Genomic DNA, 23,220 nt, shown 5'->3' with positions numbered 1-23,220 from the left:
GATATAAAATATAGAGAGGTGGAATACATATGAAGTTGAAAAAGGTATTTTTTATCCTTTTTGTTTCTACTGGTCTTATGACTGTTTCGCAATCTGCTTTTGCTGAGATTGGATGGGGAGATACTCAAAGTACTGCAGTATTAATCCCGCCAGGTTACGGATATGGGTCCACTATTGAGAACTCCTTTGATTCAGAATGGACTTATTACTTTAATGACACTGGTAAAAGTCTTGTTCTTCGTCCTATACTGGAATCGCCATCAGGACTCAATTATGACTTCTTTTTCCTTACTTATAAGGCTAATGGGGAACAAGATATGTTGATGCTGGCTACAGATAATGGAGCAGGAGAAACAGACAAAGTTGACATTATTTTGCGTCCAGGTGAGAAAGTTTACTTTAATGTAATTGGTCACGACTCTACGCAAAATGACCCAACTGCTCGCTATTCATTTGATCTGAAATTAATATATAGTGAATAAATTTCAATTATAGAAAGAGTCGTCAATAATGGCGGCTTTTTTGTCGTACACTTACCAACTGAATAGTGGCGGATAAAGGAGTTATGAAGAAGTTTTATAAATAAAGATGCTATTGATTCCATATGGCCTAGTTGAAATCAAATGCATATCTTGGCGTAAATGGTTCAACGTTGCAGACAAACAATATAACCCAGGAAGAACTATTAAAATTACTAATAAATCAGCGACGACAAAAATTAACATAGATAAAAATTCTTCCCCTTGCATTTTTAGGGTAAGATTTTTCTATCGGAACTATTTTGATTGTTTTGCGTCAGTATGTAAAATCGTTAGAAAGCAAAGAGTAGGTACACAGTGTGGATTTAATAACAAATAAATTGATAATGATTGCCTTGTTTATTTTAATCATTCATGCCATTGAAACGCTTGCCTATGCGGTACGTTTATCTGGAGCGCGTGTCAGATTACTAGCATCTGCTTTAGCTCTTTTTAATGTAATGGTCATGGTTTCACGGCTCGCTAATATGATGCAACAACCATTTACTGGTAGTTTGGTCGATGCTGCACCTGTGGACGATGCCTTGACACATGTAGAACAGCAGTTTCGAATAATTATTGGAGCGGCATCTCTTGGAACACTCATAGGAATCTTACTCATCCCAACTTTCGTAGCCATTTTTTCAAGAGCTATCGTCCATTTGGCTGAGGAAAGGGGTTCCATCCCAGCATTACTGAAAAAAGGCTTTACGTATGAATATGTAAGACGTGGCTTGAAGCATATTCATAAGCCTCGCTTTACTTATTTAAAAGGTATTGGATTACGAGATATCCCTCTACAATTATTTATTACCAATATAGTCATTACGGCAATCTATACCATCGGCGTTTTATCTGCTCTGTATGCAACTTTATTAGTACCGGAATTAAAAACAACTGCCGTTATGGCATCTGGTTTAATTAATGGCATAGCGACCATTCTATTAATATTATTCATCGACCCAAAAATCTCCATTTTGGCCGATGATGTAATTAATAAAAGGGGAAGCTATTTAGATTTAAAAAGAGCCTCGGTCATGATGATGTTTTCAAGATTTTTAGGAACGATTGTGGCACAGTTATTATTCATCCCTGGAGCTCATTATGTGGCATGGTTTGCGAAGCTAATTGCCTAATTGAAGTTGAGGGGATGGAATGCTACTTATAGGCAACAAGGAAAGATCTAAGTCCGGTATGGTCCGAACTTAGATTTTTTGTGCTGAACGTAGGTCTCTTTACTACTTTTCAAAATATGTAGGATCAAGCTGGAGAATAATTGTATTAGTATCATAGAAATCAGGCAATTTAAACTTTTCTTCATAGGTAAACCCTGGTTGATTGTTAATAAAGGCTAACCAATCCATTTCAATTTCATGAACACCTTTTCCGTATACTTCTTCTATTTTATTTGCCAAGTCCTTCTTATCGTATATCTTTTCAAATTTTTCGAGTCCATAGGTATCAATTAAATAGTTAACAAATGAAGCTGCGTGAGTATAACTCATCCATCTAAGGGTATTCAACTCATTTAGATTTGTAAGATTGGGGCGAAAATAGGCATCGTCTTGATTTGGATCAATCAATTTGCTAATGGGAATTAATTTATCTGAATCCATAAAATACTTCATATACTTTTCGATATCATATTCACTTTTACTAAATTGTTCGTCCATATAGACCGCATAACCCTCTTGTGTAAAATAACCATGATCAGTATCAAAATTGCCCCCATAACCAAGTAAGGAATGTGTCATTTCATGAACAAGTGGATAATAACCTTCTTGACTGATAGCTAATTCTATTCTCGATGCTAAACCCCATGATTCAGTATCTTCCCCATTTAGAAATACTGTTATTTGCTCAGATGGAACATATGATGTATGGATGGATTGCATAATATCATCATAAGCCTTTTGGATTTCACCTTTTATCGTATCCACAGTTTCTTTGGGAGCATCGATGTTATTCATAATTTTAAAAGTAAGTTTACCATCTGTTGTTACCACGATATTTTCATCCATTTTTTCTTCTTGTAGTTGCTCTTTAGGAACTACATTCTCCTGAGAGCAGGCTGCTAATAAGCATATAAAGATAAGGGAAAAGCCTCTAATTTTAATCATATGACCTCCAGAAAAATCAGTATTTTCTAATTAATACGAACCTAAAACCCAAAAGTTTCATTTTCTGTAAAATATAAATAAGGAAAAAGGATTCTTTTTCTTAACGGAAGGGTTTCTCTAAGAAAGGTGAATCATGTAGGCGAGAAGTGAAGTTCATTTATAGTATAATAGGGTTGAATTTTACATTGGAAAAGAGGGAACGGATGTATGACGACTATACTTGTTGCTGACGACGATGCGAATATTCGCGAACTTGTATGCCTGTTTCTGCGCAAGGAAGGGTTCACAACAGTGGAAGCCGAAGATGGTAAGGAAGCATTATCCATCTATCACTCAACACCTGTTGATCTCGTAGTGCTTGATATTATGATGCCAACGATGGATGGTTGGACTTTATGTAAGGAGCTCCGGAGAGCGAATGCTGAAATCCCATTACTCATGCTGACGGCAAGAGGGGAAACGTGGGAAAAAGTCAAAGGCTTTGAGCTCGGTATAGATGATTATTTGACCAAGCCATTCGATCCTTTAGAATTGACGGTACGTGTAAAGGCTTTATTAAAGCGCTACAGGATTGGCTACTCGCAAACCATTAAGCTTGGTGCTATTACACTTGACCGTCAGACCTATAAAATTTTGACGGGAACGAATTCGATTACGTTGCCACTTAAAGAGTTCGAATTATTATACAAGCTAGCCCAAACACCTGGACAGGTTTATACACGTGAACAGCTGATTGATCAAATTTGGGGAATAGATTATGCTGGCGATAATCGAACAATTGATGTACATATAAAGCGCTTGCGTGAACGCTTCGCGATGATAGCTGATTTTCATATTGAGACGATACGAGGTCTCGGCTACAGGCTAGAGGTTGATGAATGATCAAATCTTTATATACACGTGTTGTGTTGACATTTCTTGTTGCGGTCATTGGAGGTACAGTCGTTTCCTTCTTCGTAGCCACATGGATATTTAAAGATAGATTGAATGAGTACTTACAAATCCCCTTGCTGAATTTTGGACAAGACATTGTCTTAATATTTGACACAATGCCTTTTCAGGAGGCAGACCATTTACTAAGCCAAATGAATCAACTTAAATCGTATGATGTCTATGTTTATGATGAAGCAGGGGGGATTAAGGCTTATGGAGACGCTCAAAGCGATAAATTGGTTGACGTGACTAAGAAGCAGATTCGAGACGTGTTGGATGGTAAAGTTGTGCAAGTGAATCCGAGCGTTTCCTCAGGACTTGTCGGTATGCCTTTAACAACTGACAAAGGAACCAAAGCGATGTTTATCGAACCAAAAGCTGAATCCTCTGTCTCTTTTGCGCTCACATTAATTTTAAATTTTTCAACATATGCGCTAGTCATAGGTAGTATAGTATTTCTAATAGCAGCTATGTTTTTAGTGAGACCGATAAAAAAATTAACAAAAGCCACGAGACATATAGCAGGTGGAGATTTCAATGTCGAGCTCAACATTAAGCAATCAGGAGAATTAGGTGTTTTGGCCAGAAGCTTTGAAGAAATGGCTTACGATTTGCAGCAATTAGAGCAAATGAGGAAAGAGTTCGTCTCGAACGTGTCCCATGAGGTACAGTCACCACTTACCTCGATATCTGGCTATGCTCTGGCACTAAAGCAAGTAGACTTAACGGATGAGGAAAAAAACCGTTATCTTGATATTATTATGGCTGAAGCTCAACGAATGTCTAAAATGAGTGATAGCCTACTAAAACTAAGTTTACTTGAATCCAAGGCACCGCCGATGCAACTTGTGTCGTTGAGTCTAGACGAACAAATTAGACGTGTAATCGTCGCGATCCAGCCACAATGGATGGCTAAAAACATCCACTTTAACCTCCAGTTGCAGTCGATTTATATCATGGCAGATTATGATCAATTAAATCAGGTATGGACAAATCTTCTTACGAATAGTATTAAATTTTCAAAGGATGGCGACACGATAAATATTAGCATGTCTCAAGAGGCTCATCATGTGTTAGTTCGTATAACAGATACGGGCATTGGCATTTCTCAAGAGGATCAGAAGCGAGTATTCGAGCGATTTTTTAAGGCGGATCGTTCCCACAGTAGAAAATATGAGGGAAGTGGGATGGGACTTGCTATTGTGAAACAAATCGTTTCCTTGCACAAAGGGGACGTTTGGGTGGAGAGTGAGCTTGGACAAGGAACGACATTTATTATTACATTGCCAATCACAGCCAATTAAAAGATAAATGTTATGATACCTATGTAGTTATTTACATAGGATATCGTAACATTTTTTTATTGTTCATATTGCGTTCATATTACCTTCATGGGGAAGACATCTTCGTCCTTTACACTGTTGATAACAGCTACCTTATAGCCGTTATCAACAGTGTAAAGGAGGGAGGCACGAGTAAAGGTGAACCCCCTCGTGCGTTAAATATGAAAAAATTTACTAGAATCTTATTGAAATCGATAGCGATTATAGGTGCAATTGGAGTGCTACTACTCGCTATTGTTTTTACAGTTAACATTATTTGCAACAAAATTGAACAAGGTAAAATAGAGCCCTATGGTCAACTCATTGCTGTTGATGGAGAAAATATGAATATTACTATTCAAGGGAAGGGGACAGAAACCATTGTCTTACTACCAGGCTTCGGAACAGCAGCGCCAACGCTTGATTTTAAGCCACTGATTGAGGAACTAGCTCCACATTATAAGGTAGTTTCTGTAGAGCCTTTTGGCTATGGGCTAAGCGATGATACTAAGAAAGAGCGCAGCACAGAGAATATAGTTAGTGAGATTCATGAAGCGCTACAGACATTAAAAATTGACAAGTATATGTTAATGGGACATTCGATAGCAGGGATCTATGGACTCGATTATGTTAATAAATATCCGGATGAGGTAACTGCATTTATCGGAATTGATAGCAGTGTTCCTACTCAGGGTGGTATGGATACGGAATTCCCAATTAAGTCGTTACAGTTTCTGAAAAAATCAGGCATTGCTCGAGTAGCTCTAAAATTATCAGGAACTGACCCATATGCTGGATTACCTTATGATGATGAAACAAAAGAGCAAATTAGGATGATTACCCTTAAAAACTTTTATAATACAAGTACATCCAATGAACTGAAGGGTATATATCAAAAATTTAAAGAAGCAGAAAATCTTACATTCCCTAAAGATTTACCTCTATTGTTATTTGTTCAAGCAAACAGCGGAGGGATTGAGAAAAACTGGATACCACTCCATGAGGAGCAGGTTGAAAATTCAGTACATGGCAAAGTCATCACTATGGATGGAAATCATTACTTGCATCATACAAAATCACGAGAAATCGCTGAAAACCTGAAAAAATTTATGGATCATTAATCGTTAAAGCGTCTTACCTCTATGCATGATGGAGGTAAGATTTTTTATGTTTCAATACTAGATGTAATCCATACTTCGATAAATGTTGAATCATTGCCTGTATATAATCCTTATAGAGTGATTAAAAAACAGCTAAGGAGTATGTTGTATGAAAAACTATCAATTTATAGCTTTATTAGTAGTAACAACCTTTTTAATGGGTTCATCTTTCGCCGTCGTAAAATTAGGGTACCCTTATTCATCCCCTTTATTATTGGCTGCCCTGCGATTTATACTGGCAGGAATCATCATGGCTATCATCGTTATCCTCTTGAAAAGACCGCATCCAACTACATGGAAAGAGTGGGGTAAGCTATTAATCGTTGGCGGATTTCAAACGGCGGGAGTAATGGGGTGTATATTTCTAAGCCTACGTACCATTACAGCAAGTGAGTCCTCTATTTTAACATTTACAAACCCACTACTTGTTGTCATATTTGCCACCCTTTTTACTAAAGCACGTTACGATTTTCATCAATGGATAGGTGTTTTTCTTGGTTTAATCGGTGTGATCATCACGATGGGTGCTCAGGTTGAATGGAAAATAGGGCTTCTATTTGGATTTTTATCGGCTGTTTTTTGGGCTATTGCCACATTATTAGCGAAAGAATGGGGTGCGTTATTTGATACTTGGGTTCTATCAGCCTATCAAATGCTGTTTGGGGGCTTGTTTCTTTTGCTAGCGAGTACATTATTAGAACAACCTTTTTTTATAGTCAATCAATCTTCATTGCTGATTTTATTATGGCTTAGCCTCTTTTCCTCCATCATCCAATTTGCAGGCTGGTATTATTTACTGCAAAATAGTGACCCTGGGAAAACAAGTGCCTATTTGTTTTTAGCGCCTTTTTTTGGTGTGTTAACAGGCTGGCTGTTATTAGATGAACCATTACAACCATCTTTCATGGGAGGGGGATTATTCATACTAGCTGGTATTTACCTAGTCAATCGTACGTTTAGTCGAAAAAAGACTTGAGGTCATAACGTTTTTCCTCAAGTCCCATACTTGTTTACATCTCTATTTGAAATACGTCTTTCAATCCAATTTTACCTTTCTCCGTCACCTGAATGGCACGAATAGAAGGGACACGAGTAAGCCAGCCAAGCTGGAATAAATGATTGAATAGCTCACTACCAAGAGCACCAGCCAAATGATAGCGACGTTCACTCCAATCTAAACAAGCGTGTGAGAAGGATCTTCTTTTCTTTTTTACTGCAGGTAAGTCGATACCAAATGATGTGAAAAATAATGCGCCTTCTTCTGTTAAAACAAACTGCTTTTCTTCTAATTTTAAATAGCCCGCTCGCATCATCGATTCTGTCAAATGAACACCTAATTTACCAGCCAGATGGTCATAGCAAGTTCGAGCCTCCTGCAATAATTTTATTTGGCTAGATTGTTTTAAAGATCGTATTTCAGGGGGAGGTGAAATGGCTAGGAAGGATTCAAGAAATTGAGCAATTTCCTCGTCAGCTAATTGAAAATAGCGGTGTCTACCCTGTTTTTCCACTTTTATTAGTTTTCCTTCTACTAATTTAGCTAGATGAAAGCTAGCCGTTTGAGGTTTAATAGAGGCCATATAGGCTAGTTCACTAGCCGTATGGAAACGACCGTCCATCATACTAGCGAGTATGGTAGCTCTTGAAGTTTCACCGAGGAGCGCTGCGACTTCAGCCATATTTGGATTAATTCCCATATGTCACAATCCTTTCGTTTACTATATTTTGATTTTAGTCAAAGTCATTATCGTTTACAATAAGAGTTATAGAGGGGGAGAAATAAATGGAAACATATTATGCAGTGATCTTTACTTCACAAAGAACCGAACATGATGGGGAGGGCTATGGTAAGATGGCAGAAATAATAGATGATTTAGCCAAGCAACAGCCTGGCTTCCTACGTGTTGAAAGTGTAAGGGAGGAGGAGGGGAAGGGCATTACCGTATCCTATTGGGAATCGCTAGAGGCTATTCAAGCATGGAAAGCCAATGCCAAGCATTTAATGGCCCAGCAATTAGGAAAAGAAAAATGGTACACTCATTATCAAGTTGAAATTTGCCAAGTTATGAAAGAGTATTCTTTTAAACATTAAAATTAGAGAAACGAAGGAGGCAGATTTTGATGACAATTGCTGAAGAATGGCAAGAGCTTAGAAATAATTTTAATCCTTCTCAACCAATAACGGTTAACCGGTTGCATATTTTTAAAGAGCAATTAAAGAATGGGCCACAAACGCAAGAAGCATTGAGAATACTAGTCGAGGTCTATTGTTTACTAAGGATGTATCCAGAGGCTTATCGACTATTTACAGCTATTATGAATAGTGATGATAAAAAAGATCGAAAAAAATTAGGAACGCTACAAACCTACATAAATCAACCAAATTCGGTGGTTCCGTTGATGCCACAAAAGATACGAGATCAACGGTCTATCCAAACGTTCATCCCTACGTTTAAGTATTTACCAAAGCCATTAGAATCGAAAATTTTTGAAACAGATGAAATCGTTGTATGCGATTGTTGTCAACAGGAAGTGGATGTCTATTATACAGGTGGTATTTACGCGATAGAGGATGTTGATTATCTTTGTCCTTCTTGTATCCATAGTGGAGAAGCCGCCCGAAAATATGATGGTTCTTACCAGCAAGATTTAATTCATGATGAACATATTTCAAATCCTACATTAGCAGAGGAAGTGCTGTATCGAACGCCTGGTTATGTGAGCTGGCAAGGGAATAATTGGGTAGCCCATTGTTCAGATTATTGTGCATTTATTGGCTATGTTGGTTGGAGTGATATAGTGGAGCTAGGCATAGACGATCAGTTTGACAATTATACGGGCTTTTCGCTAGAAGAGCTTTCTGCTTCCTTAATGAACAATGGGCATCATCAGGGGTATTTATTTCAATGTCTGGAATGTGACCGCTATGTGCTTTATTCAGATTTTAGCTAATGGTTGTTTGGTAGAGGAGTTACTAAAGTGGATCAATTTCTTCAACGGTACATGTATTCTTGGCGTTTAAATGGCTGGCTTGTTCACGATATTTTTTTAGGGGTTGTCTTTGGACTGGGATTGTTACTGCTACTATTTATTGCTATTAAACGAAAGCGTCTTATTATTTCTATCAGCTTGCTCGTCATTTATTTAGTAGTAAGTAATGGACTAATGATAGTTTTCGGTTTAGCAGGACGAGGCTTTCCAATCAAATCGGACTCCTCCATTTATACAGATGAATCACAACAAATAGCTGTCCAAATGGTGCAGGGCTCTGAAAATAATGGAACAACAAATGGCATTACACACGTGATTTCACACTATCTCATTGTAGCTGTGAATATGGAGACAGGTGAAAAACAATGGACAAAATCGGCTTCCTATAAAGAAACGCTTATTGGAAACTTTATGGGTGGCTTACTTGTTCACCATCGAGATGGTGAGTATGGGCAATTGTCACTTTTAGATATAAAAACGGGAAAAGAAATCCTTTCTGAAAAGGAATTTCGCCAGCAGCACCAGCCATTAATAGATATTTTGAGCAATGGTGCGCAACAACTGATAGCTTTACAAAACAAACTTTATTTAGAAGGTGTAGATGGTCATTTTTATCATTATGATGGTAAGAATTTAAACAAAGATGACAATGCCAAAAATTATATAGCTGCTCGTTTCTTTATTGAGTCGGATTTGTCGGGTTATTTTGCTACGCATCAGCAGCCTTTAGAAGATTATGAGGAGATTCAAGATTTTAGTCATCAGGTGTTGTCAGAGCCAGCTATACTAAACTATCAAAATTTAGAGCCAAAAGTGATGGATGTAGATTTAGCTAACGGCACTGCCCTCGTTTCATATCGACGGACCCAGCGAGAGAGTGCAGATCATATGCTCGTGCTGTACGATATGAAAAAGCATCAATTGCTATGGGAAGAGAAGATTGGTGCCATTAATTCCTATCAACAGCAGCCTAAAGTACGAACAGTGGAGAAGGGTTATATCATCCATACAGGGGATCAGCTTTTAGTCCTAGACAAACATTCAAGGGATAGGATTGTTCAATATCACCTACGTTGGAATCGACCAATTGATGAAATGTAAATGACAGTGTGCTGAAATAACTTATGGTAAAAAATCATTAAGCTCAGAAAAGCATTATTCGCTTCTCATAAAAAAGAGTATAATTTAATAGGAAGAAACTCTGTAAAATAAGAATGGAGTAAGCTAATGAATGAGCAAATAATAGATTGGATTACACGCTTTCAAAGGGATAAAGATATCGAAGCTCTCGCTCGTTTAAAAGACTATTGTTTTGCGATGATTGAACCTTTAATTGAGGAATTTACATGGAAGCATGGTGAAGAGGCGGGGCAGTTATTACGTTTAAACTGGGATAAACGATTTTATTTTATTTTTACGAAATATCAGGTGAATGTGGGGCTTCCATTAGATACATTTGTCCAAAATACGTATCGTTTTTATTTCATGCAAGTATTAAAAAAGGCTGGCTATTAGTGATCCGTTAAATTCGGTGAATGCTCGAAAAAAATAACAGGGAATAAAAAAGAATCCTTTGATTTGCTTATACACAAATCAAGGGATTCTTTTTTATTAATAGAGTATATCTTCTGCTAGGTGAGTAAACACTTCGCCAATAATTGTATCTGCATCGTATACGGAGGAGCCCGTATTTTCTTCAGGTTGAGCAAAAGGAATATGTGCTAAAACATTAGTTTGCAGTAATTCGGCTAATTGTTCAGCTCCACCTTGTCCAAAAAGATAGTTTTTTTGACCATCTGCCCCTTCAAAATAGGCCATATTTTCGACGACACCAAGTATGGTGTGTTTGGTATGTTGAGCCATTAAACCTGCTCGCGAAGCAACATGAGATGCAGCAAGATGAGGTGTTGTGACAATTACTTCCTGTGCTTGAGGAATCATCGCCGCCATATCAATTGCCACATCGCCTGTACCTGGTGGCAAATCGATGAGGAGATAATCTAATTCTCCCCAATGTGTGTTGACCAGGAAATTTCGAATCCATTTGTTAAGCATAGGCCCACGCCACATGACAGGCTGGTTGTCATTTGTAAAAAAGCCCATCGACATGATTTTGACGCCCTGAACCATTACAGGGATAGCAGTTTGGTCAAGCATGGTCGGTTTTTGGTCAACATTCATCATTGTTGGTATACTGAAGCCGTAAATATCTGCATCTAAAATACCGACACGTTTCCCAAGACGAGCAAGAGCAACAGCTAGGTTGATCGTTACGGTAGACTTACCAACTCCACCTTTACCACTAGTTACTGCAATAAATCGAACACCAGAATGGGGCAATAGCATTTTTGGCATCCCTTTATCTGTCACATTTTTCGCTTGTAGAGAGGCGGTTAAGGTGCGGCGCTCCTGTTCAGTCATTGCCCCAAAGCTAATGATGACAGGGGAGACACCAATCGCTTTTAATGCCTCCTCCACATCCTGCTGAATTTTTGCTTTTAAAGGGCAGCCAGAAATAGTCAAAATGATATCAAGCGATACTTCTGTACCATTGATTTGAATATTGCGCACCATATTTAAGTCTATAATACTTTGGTGAAGCTCTGGATCTTCAACCTGTTTCAAGGTGTTGAGTATAATTTCTTTCGTTAACATGTAGACACCACCTAATCTTTTAAGCCTTTGCCAAGTCCTTTTAAGAAATGGACACCGAAATTGAGTGCACGATTAACATCTGGATCATTTAACATTTTAACTAGCTTAAAAGCACTCACTTTTTCATCAGTTTCTAGAGCTTTGTTAGCTTCGTCTACCCCAGCATTTAAGCCTTCAATAAGTTTTGTTGTTGTGTCAGGATTTAGCTCTGTCAAGGCTCTTGCAACACCCATCAAATTATTAATGATATTCGTCACAGGCTTTCGTGTTAATTGCCCAAGTGCTATATGAGCAACATCCTCTTTCGCCTCAAGTAACTTAGTAGCGGCTTCTAATGCTCCAATATCATTTAGTTCTGCCATAATGGTAAATACTTGCTGAACTGCTTCTTCATGATCAGAAAGTAGTTGTTTTAGATTATCTAATTTTTGTTCTTTTAGTTGTTCATCCGTAAATTGTTGCTTTTTTATGCTTGTAATCGGGACAGCCATGCTCTCACTCTCTTTCGTTAGTAGTTGTTAAGTGAACGTAGCCAGGACGATTCCATTTTCGTTGTACCTCGACGCCATTTTGAGGATGGCGCTTTTTATAGCGTGGGTTTGTTCGAGGAAGTGGTGATTTTCCTTTTGCTTTTAGCACTTCTACTCGAACTTTCGTTTGTTTATAGGCAGGTGTTGACGTATTCACATCTGCGGCTGGACCCGTTAAGAAATTAATAGCGGAATCCTTGCTAACAGAGTTCATTGGTAAGAATAGCTCGTTACCTTGTACGCGATCTGTGACAAGAGCATTTAGCTTTAATGCACCATATGGCGATACTAAACGGAGTAGGGCACCATCCTCAATGCCTCGTTCTCTCGCTAATTCTGGTGATACTTCTACAAAAATCTCAGGAACTTTTGATTGAATACCCTTCGATTTATTCGTTAAGTTGCCTTCATGGAAGTGTTCAAGCATACGCCCGTTATTTATATGACAATCATACTGTGCCTCAAATTCAACTGGTTCCACCCAGTCATTTAATGCAAAGCGTGCCTTTTTATCAGGGAAGTTAAATCCATCGTCATATAGTAAAGGAGTATCTTTCCCATCATGACTACCCCAGCAGAAGCTACCCCAGCCCTCTAATACATCATAGTTGGCTTGTGAGAAAAGGGGAGAAAGGCTAGCCATTTCGTCGAAAATGTCGCTTGGGTGATTGTAATGCCAGTCAGCACCAAGACGACGAGCAACTGCTTGTAGAATTTCCCAATCTGGCTTCGACTCACCAAGTGTCGGTAAAACCTGATACAGACGTTGAACGCGACGTTCTGTATTAGTGAATGTACCTTCTTTTTCAAGTGAAGGAGCAGCTGGTAAAATTACATCCGCATATTGTGCCGTGCGTGATAGGAAACAATCTTGGACCACAAAGAAGTCTAATTGGGATAGCACCTCATCCACATGGTTAGCATTGCAGTCGACAAGCGCCATATCTTCTCCTACTAAATACATCGCTTTCATTTTACCTTCCATAATCGCATCTAACATTTGCATATTATTACGACCTGGCTGTGGTGGAATGTTGACACCATATGCTTGTTCAAATTTAGCACGAGCTTCATCATCTGTTACTTTTTGATAGCCTGGCAATAGATTTGGTAGTGTACCCATATCGCATGCGCCTTGAACATTATTATGACCGCGAAGAGGGTAGGCACCTGCACCTGGACGACGGTAGTTACCAGTTGCTAAAAGTAAATTAGAAATGGCAGCTGATGTATAAGAACCACCTGTATTTTGCGTGACGCCCATACCCCAAAGAACGCAAGTGCCGTCTGCGTCACGTATCATTTCTGCCACCTGAATTAAGGTTTCATTAGAAATACCAGTCATTTCTTGTGCATAATCAAGTGTATATTTTTCAAGAACTTGTTTGAAATCATCCAAGTGTAGGACATTTTCCTGAATGAAGGCTTCATCATGCCATCCTTGATCCATCATATATTTGGTTACAGCCATTAACCATACTTGGTCAGTACCTTGCTTCGGACGCATAAATATGTCTGAACGCTCAGCCATTTCATGTTTACGTATATCAGCAACAATCAGTTTCTGACCGTGTAATTTATGGGCACGTTTGACACGAGTGGCCAAAACGGGATGACCCTCAGCCGGATTTGCCCCAATAATAATGACAAGACCTGCCTTGGCAATATCTTTGATAGTTCCTGCATCTCCACCCATACCTACAGTGCGTAATAAACCGTCCGTAGCCGGTGATTGGCAATAGCGGGAACAATTATCAACATCATTTGTCTTAAACAATTGACGTGCCATTTTTTGAATTAAGTAATTTTCTTCGTTTGTAATTTTAGATGATGAAATAAAGCCAACAGAACCAGGGCCATATTGTTGTTGAATGCCTCCCAGTTTAGTGGCAATTAAATCAAGTGCTTCATCCCAAGAGGATTCCACAAAGGCATCTTCTTTACGAATTAATGGCTTTGTTATACGTTCTTCAGAGTTGATGAAGTCCCAACCGAATTTCCCTTTAACACAAGTAGAAATCGCATTGACAGGACCATCGGAAGGTTGTACTTTTAAAATTTTACGATCCTTTGTCCACACTTCGAACGAGCAGCCTACACCACAGAAAGTACAAACTGTTTTTGTCTTTTTCGTCCGTTTACTACGCATCGCCGCTTCCACCTCAGAAACAGCAAAGATACCACTATAGCCGGGCTCTACTTCCTTTATCAAACTGATCATTGGATCTAACATATCCTGTTTAAGACCAGTCATAAATCCAGCCTCTCCAAGCATGGATTTTTCCATTAACGCATTACATGGGCAAACGGTTACACATTGACCGCAGCTGACACAGGAAGAATCATTAATCGCAACGCCAGTATCCCAAATTACGCGAGGTCTTTCTGCCTCCCAATCCAAAGATAGCGTTTCATTTACCTGTAAACTTTGACAAACCTCTACACATTGTCCACATGCGATACATTGGTTTGGATCATATCGGTAAAATGGGTGTGACATATCCACTTCATGTGGCTCGACTTTTGGTTTGTATGGATATTTTTGATGCTCGATTTCCATTAACTCAGCTGTGTTGTGTAACGTACAATTCCCGTTATTATTATCACAAACTGTACAGTACAATAAATGATTTTCAAGAAGACGATCCATCGCTTCCGTTTGTGCCGCCTTTGCTTTGTCAGAAGTTAATAATATATTCATGCCATCGACTGCCTTCGTCGAGCATGACCGAACTAATTGGCCGTTCACCTCAACGATACATGTATCACAAGTCTCGATTGGATCAACGGTAGGTACATGACAAATTTGTGGATGTGGGATGTCATGGTGATTAATGGTATCCAGGATTGTAGCTCCTTCTTTTACATCGTACGTTACGCCATTAATATGAATTTGAGTCAAGGTAACTTCCTCCTTTTACACTATGAGACTACTCGGACAACCTGTTACGGCTTAAGACAAAAGGGAATTACATTGCGAGTTTTTATAAATGATGAAAAGATTGTCTTGTTATCATTGTAATTCCCAAATGACCTTGAAGCTACCTCAAAATAGGGTAATTGTTAGAACATAACAAGTTATCCATGTCTCGGATTAAAAAATAAAAAAATCCACCATGAAATGGCACGTCCAAGACATGCTAATACATTCATGGTGGATAAAATTCTTAGCAGGCCTTGCTAAAAACTCAATCAGCTTTTATTTTTTGGTCATAATAGAATTCAAATATTCATAAACACTATGCGATTTCTAAGTAGATGCGACATAGGGATCAAAATACATAAATTCCATTTGTGCTATTATTATAGCCCTTTCCCGCAAAAGGAACAATATGAATCATAAATATTTTTACATGAGAATAATTATCAAAAACATTTTCCCTTTTATTTTTTTAAAAGTTACTATATGATTAACAAACTGTAAGGGTGACCCCCATAGTGATTGCCTAAAAAAGTATAATGATGATGGGAGAATCGTTACGATGTCTAAAAAAGTTCATGAATTTAACGATATGATTCGTAAATTACGAAAAGAAGTTTTTGGTAAAGGACCAGAACGTATTCATACGGTTTTTGTTGAAAATATGGCTGTTTCCACTTTATACGGGAATATCACCCCAACTGAAAAATTCATTGCGGGTTCACCCGAAGGATTGAAAATGGTTCATGCCGCAAGGACGAGCATGATTCAAGATTTATATGCACAATCGCCACCGGAGGGCATGGAAGAATTAATGGGCAGTAAATTACTCCATTTATTTTCAGATATTAAAATTGAAGAGGATTTTGCGATTTCCGTCTTTGTTTTTGAAAAGCATATAAATGAATAAAGGAGGATGCCTTATGGAGAGAGCCGTTACGAGGAAGATTGTGCGGGTTGAGGGGCAGCAAGTGAAGGAAATAGATGATTTAATTGTCTCAGAATATGCTGTGACCGTGAAAATTAATCAACAAGAATTTGTCACGATGGTTTGTACGCCAGAGTATGTCGAGGATATGGTCATCGGTTATTTAGCGTCTGAACGGGTGATCCGTAGTTACGAGGATATTGAGGACATTTGGCATCAAGAACAAGAAGGCTTTGTGCACATTAAAACCAAGCATGTCAATCCTTACTATCAGCAAACACAAAACAAACGCTATATAACGTCTTGTTGTGGAATGAGTCGACAAGGCTTTGTTTTCACAAACGATGCTTTAGTAGCAAAAAAAATGGAAGATATTCATGTGCAAATTACGACTGAAGATTGCTTTCGTTTAATGCATGCAATGCAAGAGACGGCTGATATATTTAAAAAAACAGGTGGTGTGCATAATGCAGCGCTATGCGATGTCAATGGCATTGTTTTAAGTCGCATGGATATTGGTCGCCATAACGCTTTAGATAAAATTTACGGCTATTGTTTACGTCAAAATATTAGTATGCAAGATAAAATTATTGTTTTTAGTGGACGGATATCATCAGAGATTTTACTAAAGGTATCTAAAATAGGCTGCGAAATAGTATTGTCCAAATCAGCACCAACCGAATTAGCCTTGCAATTGGCCGAACAGCTTGGTATTACGACGGTAGGCTTTATTCGACAACAAACATTGAATATTTATACACATCCACAACGCATCATCATACCAGCTCAGAATGTACGGAAAGAAGGAGATTAAATGACGGATCTACAAGACCAACTACACAGACCGTTAAGAGATTTAAGAATATCCGTGACAGATCGCTGCAACTTTCGCTGTCGTTATTGTATGCCAGCAGAAGTATTTGGTCCAGATTATGCATTTTTACCGTCTGATAAAATATTAAACTTCGAGGAGATTGAAAGATTAGTCAAAATCTTCGTCTCATTAGGTGTTAAAAAAGTTCGCATTACAGGTGGAGAGCCTTTATTACGCCGTGATTTAACGGAATTAATTGCCCGAATTCATCGCCTAGAAGGTGTAGAAGATATTGCCTTAACAACAAATGGCACTTTATTAAAAAAATATGCACAGCCATTGGCACAAGCAGGCTTATCACGAGTGTCAATTAGTTTAGATTCACTAAACGACGAGCGTTTTTTTGAGATGAATGGACATCGAGGGATGGTTTCAACTGTGTTAGAGGGTATTGAAAAGGCAGCGGAAGCAGGTTTACAAGTAAAAATTAATATGGTCGTTCAAAAAGGAAAAAATGACCAAGATGTTTTAGAAATGGCACGATTTTTTAAAGAAAAACAACATATTTTACGCTTTATTGAGTATATGGATGTTGGGAATTCGAATGGTTGGCGCATGGATGATGTGTTGGCCAAAAAAGACATTGTTGAGCAAATCCATCAGCATTCACCGTTGCAACCGATTGCTCCTAATTATCAAGGGGAAGTGGCGACACGTTACCAATACAAGGATAATCAAGGGGAGATTGGTATTATATCATCAGTCACAGATTCTTTTTGCACTTCTTGCTCACGTGCCCGCCTCTCAGCAGAGGGCAAATTATATACTTGTTTATTTGCTACAGAGGGTACGGATTTAAGAGAGCTATTAAGATCAGGACAAGATGATACAGCAATTATTAATTGTATAAAAAATGTATGGACAGAAAGAAATGATCGCTATTCAGACGAGCGGAACGAACAGACGATGGCAAACAGGAAAAAGGCTAAAGTTGAAATGTCTCATATCGGGGGGTAAACATGAAAAACAGAAAAAAATCGGCAAGCCGCCGAATTTTTTCTGTTTATTTATGCGTAAAGGTACCGCTTTTTCCGCCTGTTTTTTCTACAAGATAGGTTTCTTTAATGACCATCGTTTTATCTACCGCTTTACACATGTCGTAAAAAGTGAGGGCAGCGATGGACACAGCTGTAAGAGCCTCCATTTCGACACCAGTTTTTCCATTGCATTTGACAGTAGCTTGAATGTGTAGCTCATAACCAAGTTCCGTTTTCTGATAGTCAAATTGCAAATCCGTGCCCTGTAGCATAATAGGGTGGCACATAGGGATGATATCAGCCGTTTTTTTAGCGCCCATAATTCCTGCAATTTGAGCGACTTGTGTAGGGTCACCTTTCTTGATACCACCTTGTTGGATGGCCTGATAGACCTCATTGGATAATGTAATGGTACTGCGTGCTATGGCTGTGCGCGTTGTTATTTCTTTTTCAGATATGTCGACCATTTTGGGACGACCTGCTTCGTTCCAGTGGGTAAAATTATTCATTGTTAGACTCCTTTGTTACTGTTTGTAGCCAATCATGTTGAGCGTTGATATTAATAAATGTTGGACAGTTCTCATTAAAAGGAACATAACAAACACGAAGCTGATCTAAAAGCACTTTCATACTCCGTTTGTTTTGTTCCGTCAATTGTTTTGCCATGGGTAATGCAGTGCGTCGATATAAGGCTGCTAATGGCTGGTAGCGCGAATTTTGTTTTGGAACAATCGCATCATAAGAATCATTTATATTGCCTAGCATCTCTTCAATAAACGGTGCGTTCATATAGGGCATATCACTAGCGACGACAAAAAACCATTCTACCTCAGGAAAAGATGCCAGTATATGATGCAGGGCAAAAAGTGGCCCTTGATGGGGCTGCTGTTCTATAATCCATTGCACATTCTCGGGGCCAAACCTTGGTTGCAGGCTAGCGTTTGTAGCAATCACCAAAGGATTTAGTTGATTTTCTTGGAGGGCGTTGAGGCTGTGCTTATATAAAGGCAGCCCCGCAAACGTCTCAAACATTTTCGGTTGACCATATCGAGAGGATTGACCACCAGCAAAGATAACACCAGCAACATTCATAGGCGATTCAATTCTCCAACAAAATGTTGTACGGTCGGTAAAATAAGCTTGGTCATGGCCAATGTGACAGCGTTAGTAGAACCTGGTAAAACATAAATAGCCGTTTGATGGCGGCACCCAGCTGTGGCCCGACTAAACATAGCTTTTGGACCAATTTCCTCATAGCTTAACGTTCGAAATAATTCTCCAAACCCCATCATTTCTTTTTCAAAAAGAGGCAAAATGGTGTCGTAGGTTTGGTCTCTTGGTGTAAAACCAGTTCCACCAGTGACGATAATGGCATTGATGTTGGCATGATTGCACCATTGATGAATAAGTTTTGAGATATCAAGCGGTTCATCCTTTGTTATTTGGTAGTCAACTACTTCAAAAGCAGCCTCTTGAAGTAAAGAATGAATGCGCTGACCTGCTATATCATCTCCCTTTGTCCGTGTATCACTCACAGTTAAAATGGCAGCATGGATGGGTTGTTGATGATGTGTAGGATGCAAGGTAGAATAACCTCCTTTTCTTGCGTTATTGGAGTTTTTTACAAAAAAGGCTCGATTGATGAAGTGAAGAACGAGCACGAAATAGAGAAAAATATTCTGAGTAAGTTTCACTTTATTATAATGCTATCGACGAAAAGGTCAAACGAAAATTCATAGAAGGAAAGGCAAAATACTTATGAATAATAGATATTCGAGACAACAATTATTTAGCTCTATTGGACAAACAGGGCAGCAGGCAATAAAACAAAAACATGTCCTCATTATAGGGGTTGGCGCCTTAGGCAGTGCTAGCGCAGAAGCACTCGTACGTGCAGGTGTTGGAAAATTAACGCTGATCGATCGAGATTATGTGGAATGGAGTAATTTGCAACGACAGCAATTATATACGGAGAAAGACGCACAAGAGAAATTGCCGAAAGTGATCGCAGCCAAAAATCGACTGCAACAAATTAATGCAGAGGTGGCTATTCATATTGCTATTATGGATGCCTGTACAGAATCATTGCTACCGTTGCTAGACGATATAGATGTCATGGTAGACGCCACTGATAATTTCGATGTTCGCTTTCTGATGAATGATCTTGCACAACAGTATCGTATTCCATGGGTGTATGGCTCTTGTGTAAGTAGTTATGGGGCTACCTATACGATTGTGCCAGGGAAAACACCATGTTTACGATGTTTGCTGAAGGTAATGCCTCAAACAGGGATGACCTGTGATACAGTAGGAATTATTAGCCCTACTGTCCAAATAGTAGCGGCATATCAAGTAGCAGAGGTATTAAAACTGCTAGTTGGTGATGAAAAGGCCTTACGAAAAAGCTATTTGACGTTTGATGTTTGGCAAAATCAACATTATGAAATCAACGTAGATAAAATACGTCAGGATGATTGTCCAACCTGTGGTCACCACCCTACGTATCCATCTTTAGCTTATGAAAATCAAACAAAACTAGAGGTGCTTTGTGGTCGTGATGCCGTACAAATCCGACCGCCAAATCCGACTCACTACAATTTAGAGCAGTTGGCAGATCAGCTTCGTTCGTATGGAGATATTCAAATTAATCCTTATTTGCTATCTTGCCAAACAGAAGATTATCGCATTGTCATTTTTCAGGATGGGCGTGTAGTGATTCATGGAATTCAGGAGATACAACAAGCAAAAACCATTTACTATCGTTTGTTAGGATAAAGGAGTGTGCCAAATGTTAGAAAAGAGACAACCAATTCCAGTGTCAGAAGCTGTACATCGTGTAATGGAATATGCTTTTCAAGCCAAAAAGGAGTTTGTGCCATTATCACAGGCATATGGACGCTTTATTGCGGAGGACATTGTCGCCGATCATGATGTACCAGCCTTTGATCGATCCCCCTATGATGGCTATGCCATTCGTTCTATCGATAGTCAAGAAGCGTCGTCAGCACAGCCAGCCATATTTCAAGTCATTGGAGAAATTGGTGCTGGCTTTGTTTACGAAGATGAAGTTGGATATGGCCAAGCTGTACGTATTATGACGGGGGCGCCAATACCAAAAGGTTGCGATGCAGTTGTAATGCTAGAATTAACCCAGACATTTGTGGAACATCAGCAAACATTTATGTCAATTAAACGGGCGTTTACAGCGGGCACTAATATTTCTTATAAAGGTGAAGATGTACAGCAGCATACGGTTCTAATTGAAAGAGGACAATATATTAACCCCGGTGTCATGGCCTTACTAGCTACATTTGGCTATGCGCAAGTGCCTGTATTCCGTAAATTAGTGGTAGGTGTCATTGCCACTGGTAGTGAGTTACTAGAGCCAGAGGAATCTTTACAGCCAGGAAAAATTCGAAATAGCAATGCTTATATGATCATGGCACAAATCGAACGAACAGGTGCAGAAGTTCGATACTTTGGCAAATTTAGCGATGATCTTGATTTATGTATTCATATCGTTGAAAAAGCATTACAGGAAGTCGATATTTTACTGACAACGGGAGGCGTTTCCGTTGGAGATTATGATTATTTACCGGCTATCTATCAAGCTATCGACGCTAAGGTATTATTTAATAAGGTGGCGATGCGTCCAGGGAGTGTAACAACAGTTGCTGCTAGAAATGATCAATTATTATTTGGACTTTCCGGTAATCCTTCCGCATGCTATGTTGGCTTTGAGCTATTTGTACGTCCCATTATTCGCACAGCATTTGGCAATCAACAGCCACATGTCCGCAGAGAGCAAGCTATTTTAGGGGCAGATTTTACAAAGCCCAATCCATTTACTCGCTTTGTAAGAGCTCGTGTATACTATGAAAACGGTCAGCTATTGGCTGTACCATCTGGTTTTGATAAATCGAGTGCCGTTTCGTCTTTAGCGTCAGCTAATGCATTTATTGCCTTACCTGGTGGCTCCCGTGGCTATGAAAAAGACATGCAAGTAGCAGTTTTATTGCTAGAAGATTTGCAAGGAAGTGAGTGGCCTTGGCACAACATCGAAAAATCATACAGATAGTTGGCTATCAAAATAGTGGAAAAACGACTTTGATGGAGCAATTGATCAAGCAAGCCACGAAAGTAGGGCTACGAGTAGGGACCATTAAACATCACGGGCATGGTGGAGCGCCAGTAGAAAATTCTTCGAAGGATAGTAGTCGACACGAACAGGCAGGTGCTCGTGTTTCAGCAGTAGAAGGAGAAGGTACTTTACGGTTAAGTATTCACCAAGATAGCTGGCAACTTGCAGATATACTTGCAATTTATGCTACCCTTTCAATGGATATTATTTTGATTGAAGGATATAAAAGAGAACATTACCCGAAAGTCGTGTTACTACGAACAGCGCAGGACCATCTGTTGCTACAACAAATGTCTAATATCCTTTGTGTAATTTATTGGCCAAGCTATCCAATTGATCAAAACCTAATGATTCCAGCCTTTTCTATTAATGAAGAAACAGAATATATGGAGTTTTTGTTGAATGAAATGAGGGAAAAACTATGACGACAGCTATGTTTGAAATTATTGATAAGCCGATTGATGTGGAGGAAGTACGGCACAAAGTAATTAGTCGAAACGCTGGAGCGATTACGCTATTCATCGGAACTGTACGAGAAATTACACAAGGTAAGAAAACTTTGTACTTGGAATATCAGGCTTACCCGGCTATGGCAATTAAAATGTTTGAGCAAATTGCACAAGAACTAAAACAGCAATGGCCAGAAGCAGAAATAGCGATTACACATCGCATAGGGCGATTGGATATTACGGATATAGCCGTAGTCATTGCTGTATCATCCCCACATCGAAAAGTAGCCTATTTGGCAAATGAATATGCAATTGACCGCATTAAACAGATTGTGCCCATTTGGAAAAAAGAACATTGGGAAGATGGTACGCAATGGATGGGGGATCAATTAGAAAATGTCCCGTATCCTGAAGGAAAACCGGTGATTGATGAGGAGGGAAATTGTGATTAATATCTTATTATTTGCTCATTTACAAGAAGCGGTTGGTGCGTCAACACTATCAGTAGATCTATCAGACGTGACGGTTGCTTCAGTAAAAGAATGGATGGAACAGCACTATCCTCAATTGACATTACAGCAGATGATGACAGCCATTAATGAGGAATTTGCAACGGATACAACCATTGTTAGATCGGGCGACACAATCGCCTTTATTCCACCTATTAGTGGTGGATGACGAAAAAGAGGTAGCTGGTTTAAA

Annotated in this window: 26 protein-coding genes; 18 read left to right on the top strand and 8 right to left on the bottom strand. The window is 39.0% G+C overall.

From position 1 onward, the window contains the following. The first annotated feature begins 29 nt into the window (after positions 1 to 29). Together B3D94_RS21705 and B3D94_RS21700 are read left to right on the top strand one after the other, a co-directional pair. Positions 30 to 482, top strand: a complete 453-nt coding sequence (locus B3D94_RS21705; protein WP_069481775.1) for a hypothetical protein — start codon at positions 30 to 32, stop codon at positions 480 to 482. A gap of 383 nt (positions 483 to 865) precedes the next feature. After that, positions 866 to 1,654 (top strand): lipid II flippase Amj family protein, encoded by a 789-nt coding sequence (locus tag B3D94_RS21700; protein WP_069483376.1) that lies wholly within the window; start codon positions 866 to 868, stop codon positions 1,652 to 1,654. Positions 1,655 to 1,756: 102 nt separating this feature from the next. Here B3D94_RS21700 and B3D94_RS21695 read toward each other — a convergent pair whose 3' ends face one another. After that, the gene (locus tag B3D94_RS21695; protein ID WP_291760460.1) at positions 1,757 to 2,638 is read right to left on the bottom strand and encodes a hypothetical protein; all 882 of its coding nucleotides are present in this window, start codon (positions 2,636 to 2,638) and stop codon (positions 1,757 to 1,759) included. 207 nt (positions 2,639 to 2,845) lie between these two features. Here B3D94_RS21695 and B3D94_RS21690 point away from each other — a divergent pair, with 207 nt between their 5' ends. The 4 genes from B3D94_RS21690 (at position 2,846) to B3D94_RS21675 (ending at position 7,029) form a co-directional block, all read left to right on the top strand. Beyond that, positions 2,846 to 3,520, top strand: a complete 675-nt coding sequence (locus B3D94_RS21690; RefSeq protein ID WP_291760457.1) for a response regulator transcription factor — start codon at positions 2,846 to 2,848, stop codon at positions 3,518 to 3,520. After that, positions 3,517 to 4,875: a sensor histidine kinase gene (locus B3D94_RS21685; protein ID WP_291760454.1), complete on the top strand. Its 1,359-nt coding sequence runs from the start codon at positions 3,517 to 3,519 to the stop codon at positions 4,873 to 4,875. Before B3D94_RS21690 ends, B3D94_RS21685 begins: the two co-directional genes overlap by 4 nt. A gap of 200 nt (positions 4,876 to 5,075) precedes the next feature. After that, the gene (locus B3D94_RS21680; RefSeq protein WP_291760451.1) at positions 5,076 to 6,014 is read left to right on the top strand and encodes an alpha/beta fold hydrolase; all 939 of its coding nucleotides are present in this window, start codon (positions 5,076 to 5,078) and stop codon (positions 6,012 to 6,014) included. 148 nt (positions 6,015 to 6,162) lie between these two features. After that, entirely contained in the window at positions 6,163 to 7,029 is an 867-nt protein-coding gene (locus tag B3D94_RS21675) for a DMT family transporter (RefSeq protein WP_291760448.1), read from the top strand. A 34-nt stretch (positions 7,030 to 7,063) separates the two neighbouring features. On the opposite strand, the gene B3D94_RS21670 is transcribed toward B3D94_RS21675, so the two are convergent. Further along, positions 7,064 to 7,750, bottom strand: coding sequence for an ArsR/SmtB family transcription factor (locus B3D94_RS21670; RefSeq protein ID WP_291760445.1), 687 nt, complete (start codon positions 7,748 to 7,750; stop codon positions 7,064 to 7,066). Positions 7,751 to 7,836: 86 nt separating this feature from the next. On the opposite strand from B3D94_RS21670, the gene B3D94_RS21665 reads away from it, so the two are divergent. From B3D94_RS21665 to B3D94_RS21650, 4 genes are all read left to right on the top strand, one after another. After that, complete coding sequence (locus tag B3D94_RS21665; protein ID WP_069481768.1) at positions 7,837 to 8,145, top strand: antibiotic biosynthesis monooxygenase family protein; 309 nt, start codon at positions 7,837 to 7,839, stop codon at positions 8,143 to 8,145. Between the two features lie 29 nt (positions 8,146 to 8,174). Continuing rightward, positions 8,175 to 9,005, top strand: a complete 831-nt coding sequence (locus B3D94_RS21660) for a CbrC family protein (protein ID WP_069481767.1) — start codon at positions 8,175 to 8,177, stop codon at positions 9,003 to 9,005. Between the two features lie 27 nt (positions 9,006 to 9,032). Next, positions 9,033 to 10,145, top strand: a complete 1,113-nt coding sequence (locus tag B3D94_RS21655; protein WP_291760441.1) for a PA2928 family protein — start codon at positions 9,033 to 9,035, stop codon at positions 10,143 to 10,145. Between the two features lie 126 nt (positions 10,146 to 10,271). Further along, a complete protein-coding gene (locus B3D94_RS21650; protein WP_069481765.1) occupies positions 10,272 to 10,559 on the top strand; it encodes a hypothetical protein in 288 nt (95 codons plus the stop codon). A 96-nt stretch (positions 10,560 to 10,655) separates the two neighbouring features. Here the strand turns inward: B3D94_RS21650 and B3D94_RS21645 are convergent, their stop codons facing one another. From B3D94_RS21645 to fdhF, 3 genes are read right to left on the bottom strand one after another with little or no spacing between them, the layout of a single operon-like run. Then, on the bottom strand, positions 10,656 to 11,699 hold the full coding sequence (locus B3D94_RS21645; protein ID WP_069481764.1) for an Mrp/NBP35 family ATP-binding protein: 1,044 nt from the start codon (positions 11,697 to 11,699) through the stop codon (positions 10,656 to 10,658). Between the two features lie 11 nt (positions 11,700 to 11,710). After that, positions 11,711 to 12,190, bottom strand: coding sequence for a DUF1641 domain-containing protein (locus tag B3D94_RS21640; RefSeq protein ID WP_291760438.1), 480 nt, complete (start codon positions 12,188 to 12,190; stop codon positions 11,711 to 11,713). A gap of 4 nt (positions 12,191 to 12,194) precedes the next feature. After that, a complete protein-coding gene (gene fdhF / locus B3D94_RS21635; protein WP_291760434.1) occupies positions 12,195 to 15,131 on the bottom strand; it encodes a formate dehydrogenase subunit alpha in 2,937 nt (978 codons plus the stop codon). Between the two features lie 580 nt (positions 15,132 to 15,711). Here fdhF and B3D94_RS21630 point away from each other — a divergent pair. Genes B3D94_RS21630 through moaA form a run of 3 tightly spaced genes read left to right on the top strand, consistent with a single transcriptional unit; the run spans position 15,712 to position 17,908 of the window. After that, the gene (locus B3D94_RS21630; protein ID WP_291760431.1) at positions 15,712 to 16,059 is read left to right on the top strand and encodes a DUF2294 domain-containing protein; all 348 of its coding nucleotides are present in this window, start codon (positions 15,712 to 15,714) and stop codon (positions 16,057 to 16,059) included. Positions 16,060 to 16,072: 13 nt separating this feature from the next. Further along, positions 16,073 to 16,891 carry a formate dehydrogenase accessory sulfurtransferase FdhD gene (gene fdhD / locus B3D94_RS21625; protein WP_193832336.1) on the top strand — a complete coding sequence of 273 codons (819 nt, stop codon included), beginning with the start codon at positions 16,073 to 16,075 and terminating at the stop codon, positions 16,889 to 16,891. After that, positions 16,892 to 17,908, top strand: coding sequence for a GTP 3',8-cyclase MoaA (moaA, locus tag B3D94_RS21620; RefSeq protein ID WP_291760427.1), 1,017 nt, complete (start codon positions 16,892 to 16,894; stop codon positions 17,906 to 17,908). Between the two features lie 46 nt (positions 17,909 to 17,954). Here the strand turns inward: moaA and moaC are convergent, their stop codons facing one another. The 3 genes from moaC to B3D94_RS21605 are packed head-to-tail and all read right to left on the bottom strand — an operon-like array spanning position 17,955 to position 19,511. Beyond that, positions 17,955 to 18,437 carry a cyclic pyranopterin monophosphate synthase MoaC gene (gene moaC, locus B3D94_RS21615; RefSeq protein WP_069481759.1) on the bottom strand — a complete coding sequence of 161 codons (483 nt, stop codon included), beginning with the start codon at positions 18,435 to 18,437 and terminating at the stop codon, positions 17,955 to 17,957. Then, a complete protein-coding gene (locus B3D94_RS21610; RefSeq protein WP_291760422.1) occupies positions 18,430 to 19,020 on the bottom strand; it encodes a molybdenum cofactor guanylyltransferase in 591 nt (196 codons plus the stop codon). The genes moaC and B3D94_RS21610 overlap by 8 nt, the downstream gene beginning before the upstream one ends. After that, complete coding sequence (locus tag B3D94_RS21605; protein WP_069481757.1) at positions 19,017 to 19,511, bottom strand: MogA/MoaB family molybdenum cofactor biosynthesis protein; 495 nt, start codon at positions 19,509 to 19,511, stop codon at positions 19,017 to 19,019. Before B3D94_RS21605 ends, B3D94_RS21610 begins: the two co-directional genes overlap by 4 nt. 175 nt (positions 19,512 to 19,686) lie before the next feature. On the opposite strand from B3D94_RS21605, the gene B3D94_RS21600 reads away from it, so the two are divergent. Genes B3D94_RS21600 through moaD form a run of 5 tightly spaced genes read left to right on the top strand, consistent with a single transcriptional unit; the run spans position 19,687 to position 23,196 of the window. Then, positions 19,687 to 20,703 carry a thiazole biosynthesis adenylyltransferase ThiF gene (locus tag B3D94_RS21600; RefSeq protein WP_291760418.1) on the top strand — a complete coding sequence of 339 codons (1,017 nt, stop codon included), beginning with the start codon at positions 19,687 to 19,689 and terminating at the stop codon, positions 20,701 to 20,703. 13 nt (positions 20,704 to 20,716) lie between these two features. After that, positions 20,717 to 22,006: a gephyrin-like molybdotransferase Glp gene (gene glp / locus B3D94_RS21595; protein ID WP_291760415.1), complete on the top strand. Its 1,290-nt coding sequence runs from the start codon at positions 20,717 to 20,719 to the stop codon at positions 22,004 to 22,006. Further along, positions 21,970 to 22,494 carry a molybdopterin-guanine dinucleotide biosynthesis protein B gene (mobB, locus tag B3D94_RS21590; protein ID WP_291760413.1) on the top strand — a complete coding sequence of 175 codons (525 nt, stop codon included), beginning with the start codon at positions 21,970 to 21,972 and terminating at the stop codon, positions 22,492 to 22,494. The genes glp and mobB overlap by 37 nt, the downstream gene beginning before the upstream one ends. Beyond that, positions 22,491 to 22,970 carry a molybdenum cofactor biosynthesis protein MoaE gene (locus B3D94_RS21585; protein WP_291760410.1) on the top strand — a complete coding sequence of 160 codons (480 nt, stop codon included), beginning with the start codon at positions 22,491 to 22,493 and terminating at the stop codon, positions 22,968 to 22,970. The genes mobB and B3D94_RS21585 overlap by 4 nt, the downstream gene beginning before the upstream one ends. Beyond that, on the top strand, positions 22,963 to 23,196 hold the full coding sequence (moaD, locus tag B3D94_RS21580; RefSeq protein WP_069481753.1) for a molybdopterin converting factor subunit 1: 234 nt from the start codon (positions 22,963 to 22,965) through the stop codon (positions 23,194 to 23,196). The genes B3D94_RS21585 and moaD overlap by 8 nt, the downstream gene beginning before the upstream one ends. The last annotated feature ends 24 nt before the right edge of the window (positions 23,197 to 23,220 follow it).

This window comes from Lysinibacillus sp. UBA5990 (genome assembly GCF_002429815.1).
In the GTDB taxonomy this organism is placed as follows: Bacteria; Bacillota; Bacilli; order Bacillales_A; family Planococcaceae; genus Lysinibacillus; species Lysinibacillus fusiformis.
Note: the sequence above shows the minus strand (reverse complement) of the source record. Positions and strands in the feature narration are given on the sequence as shown.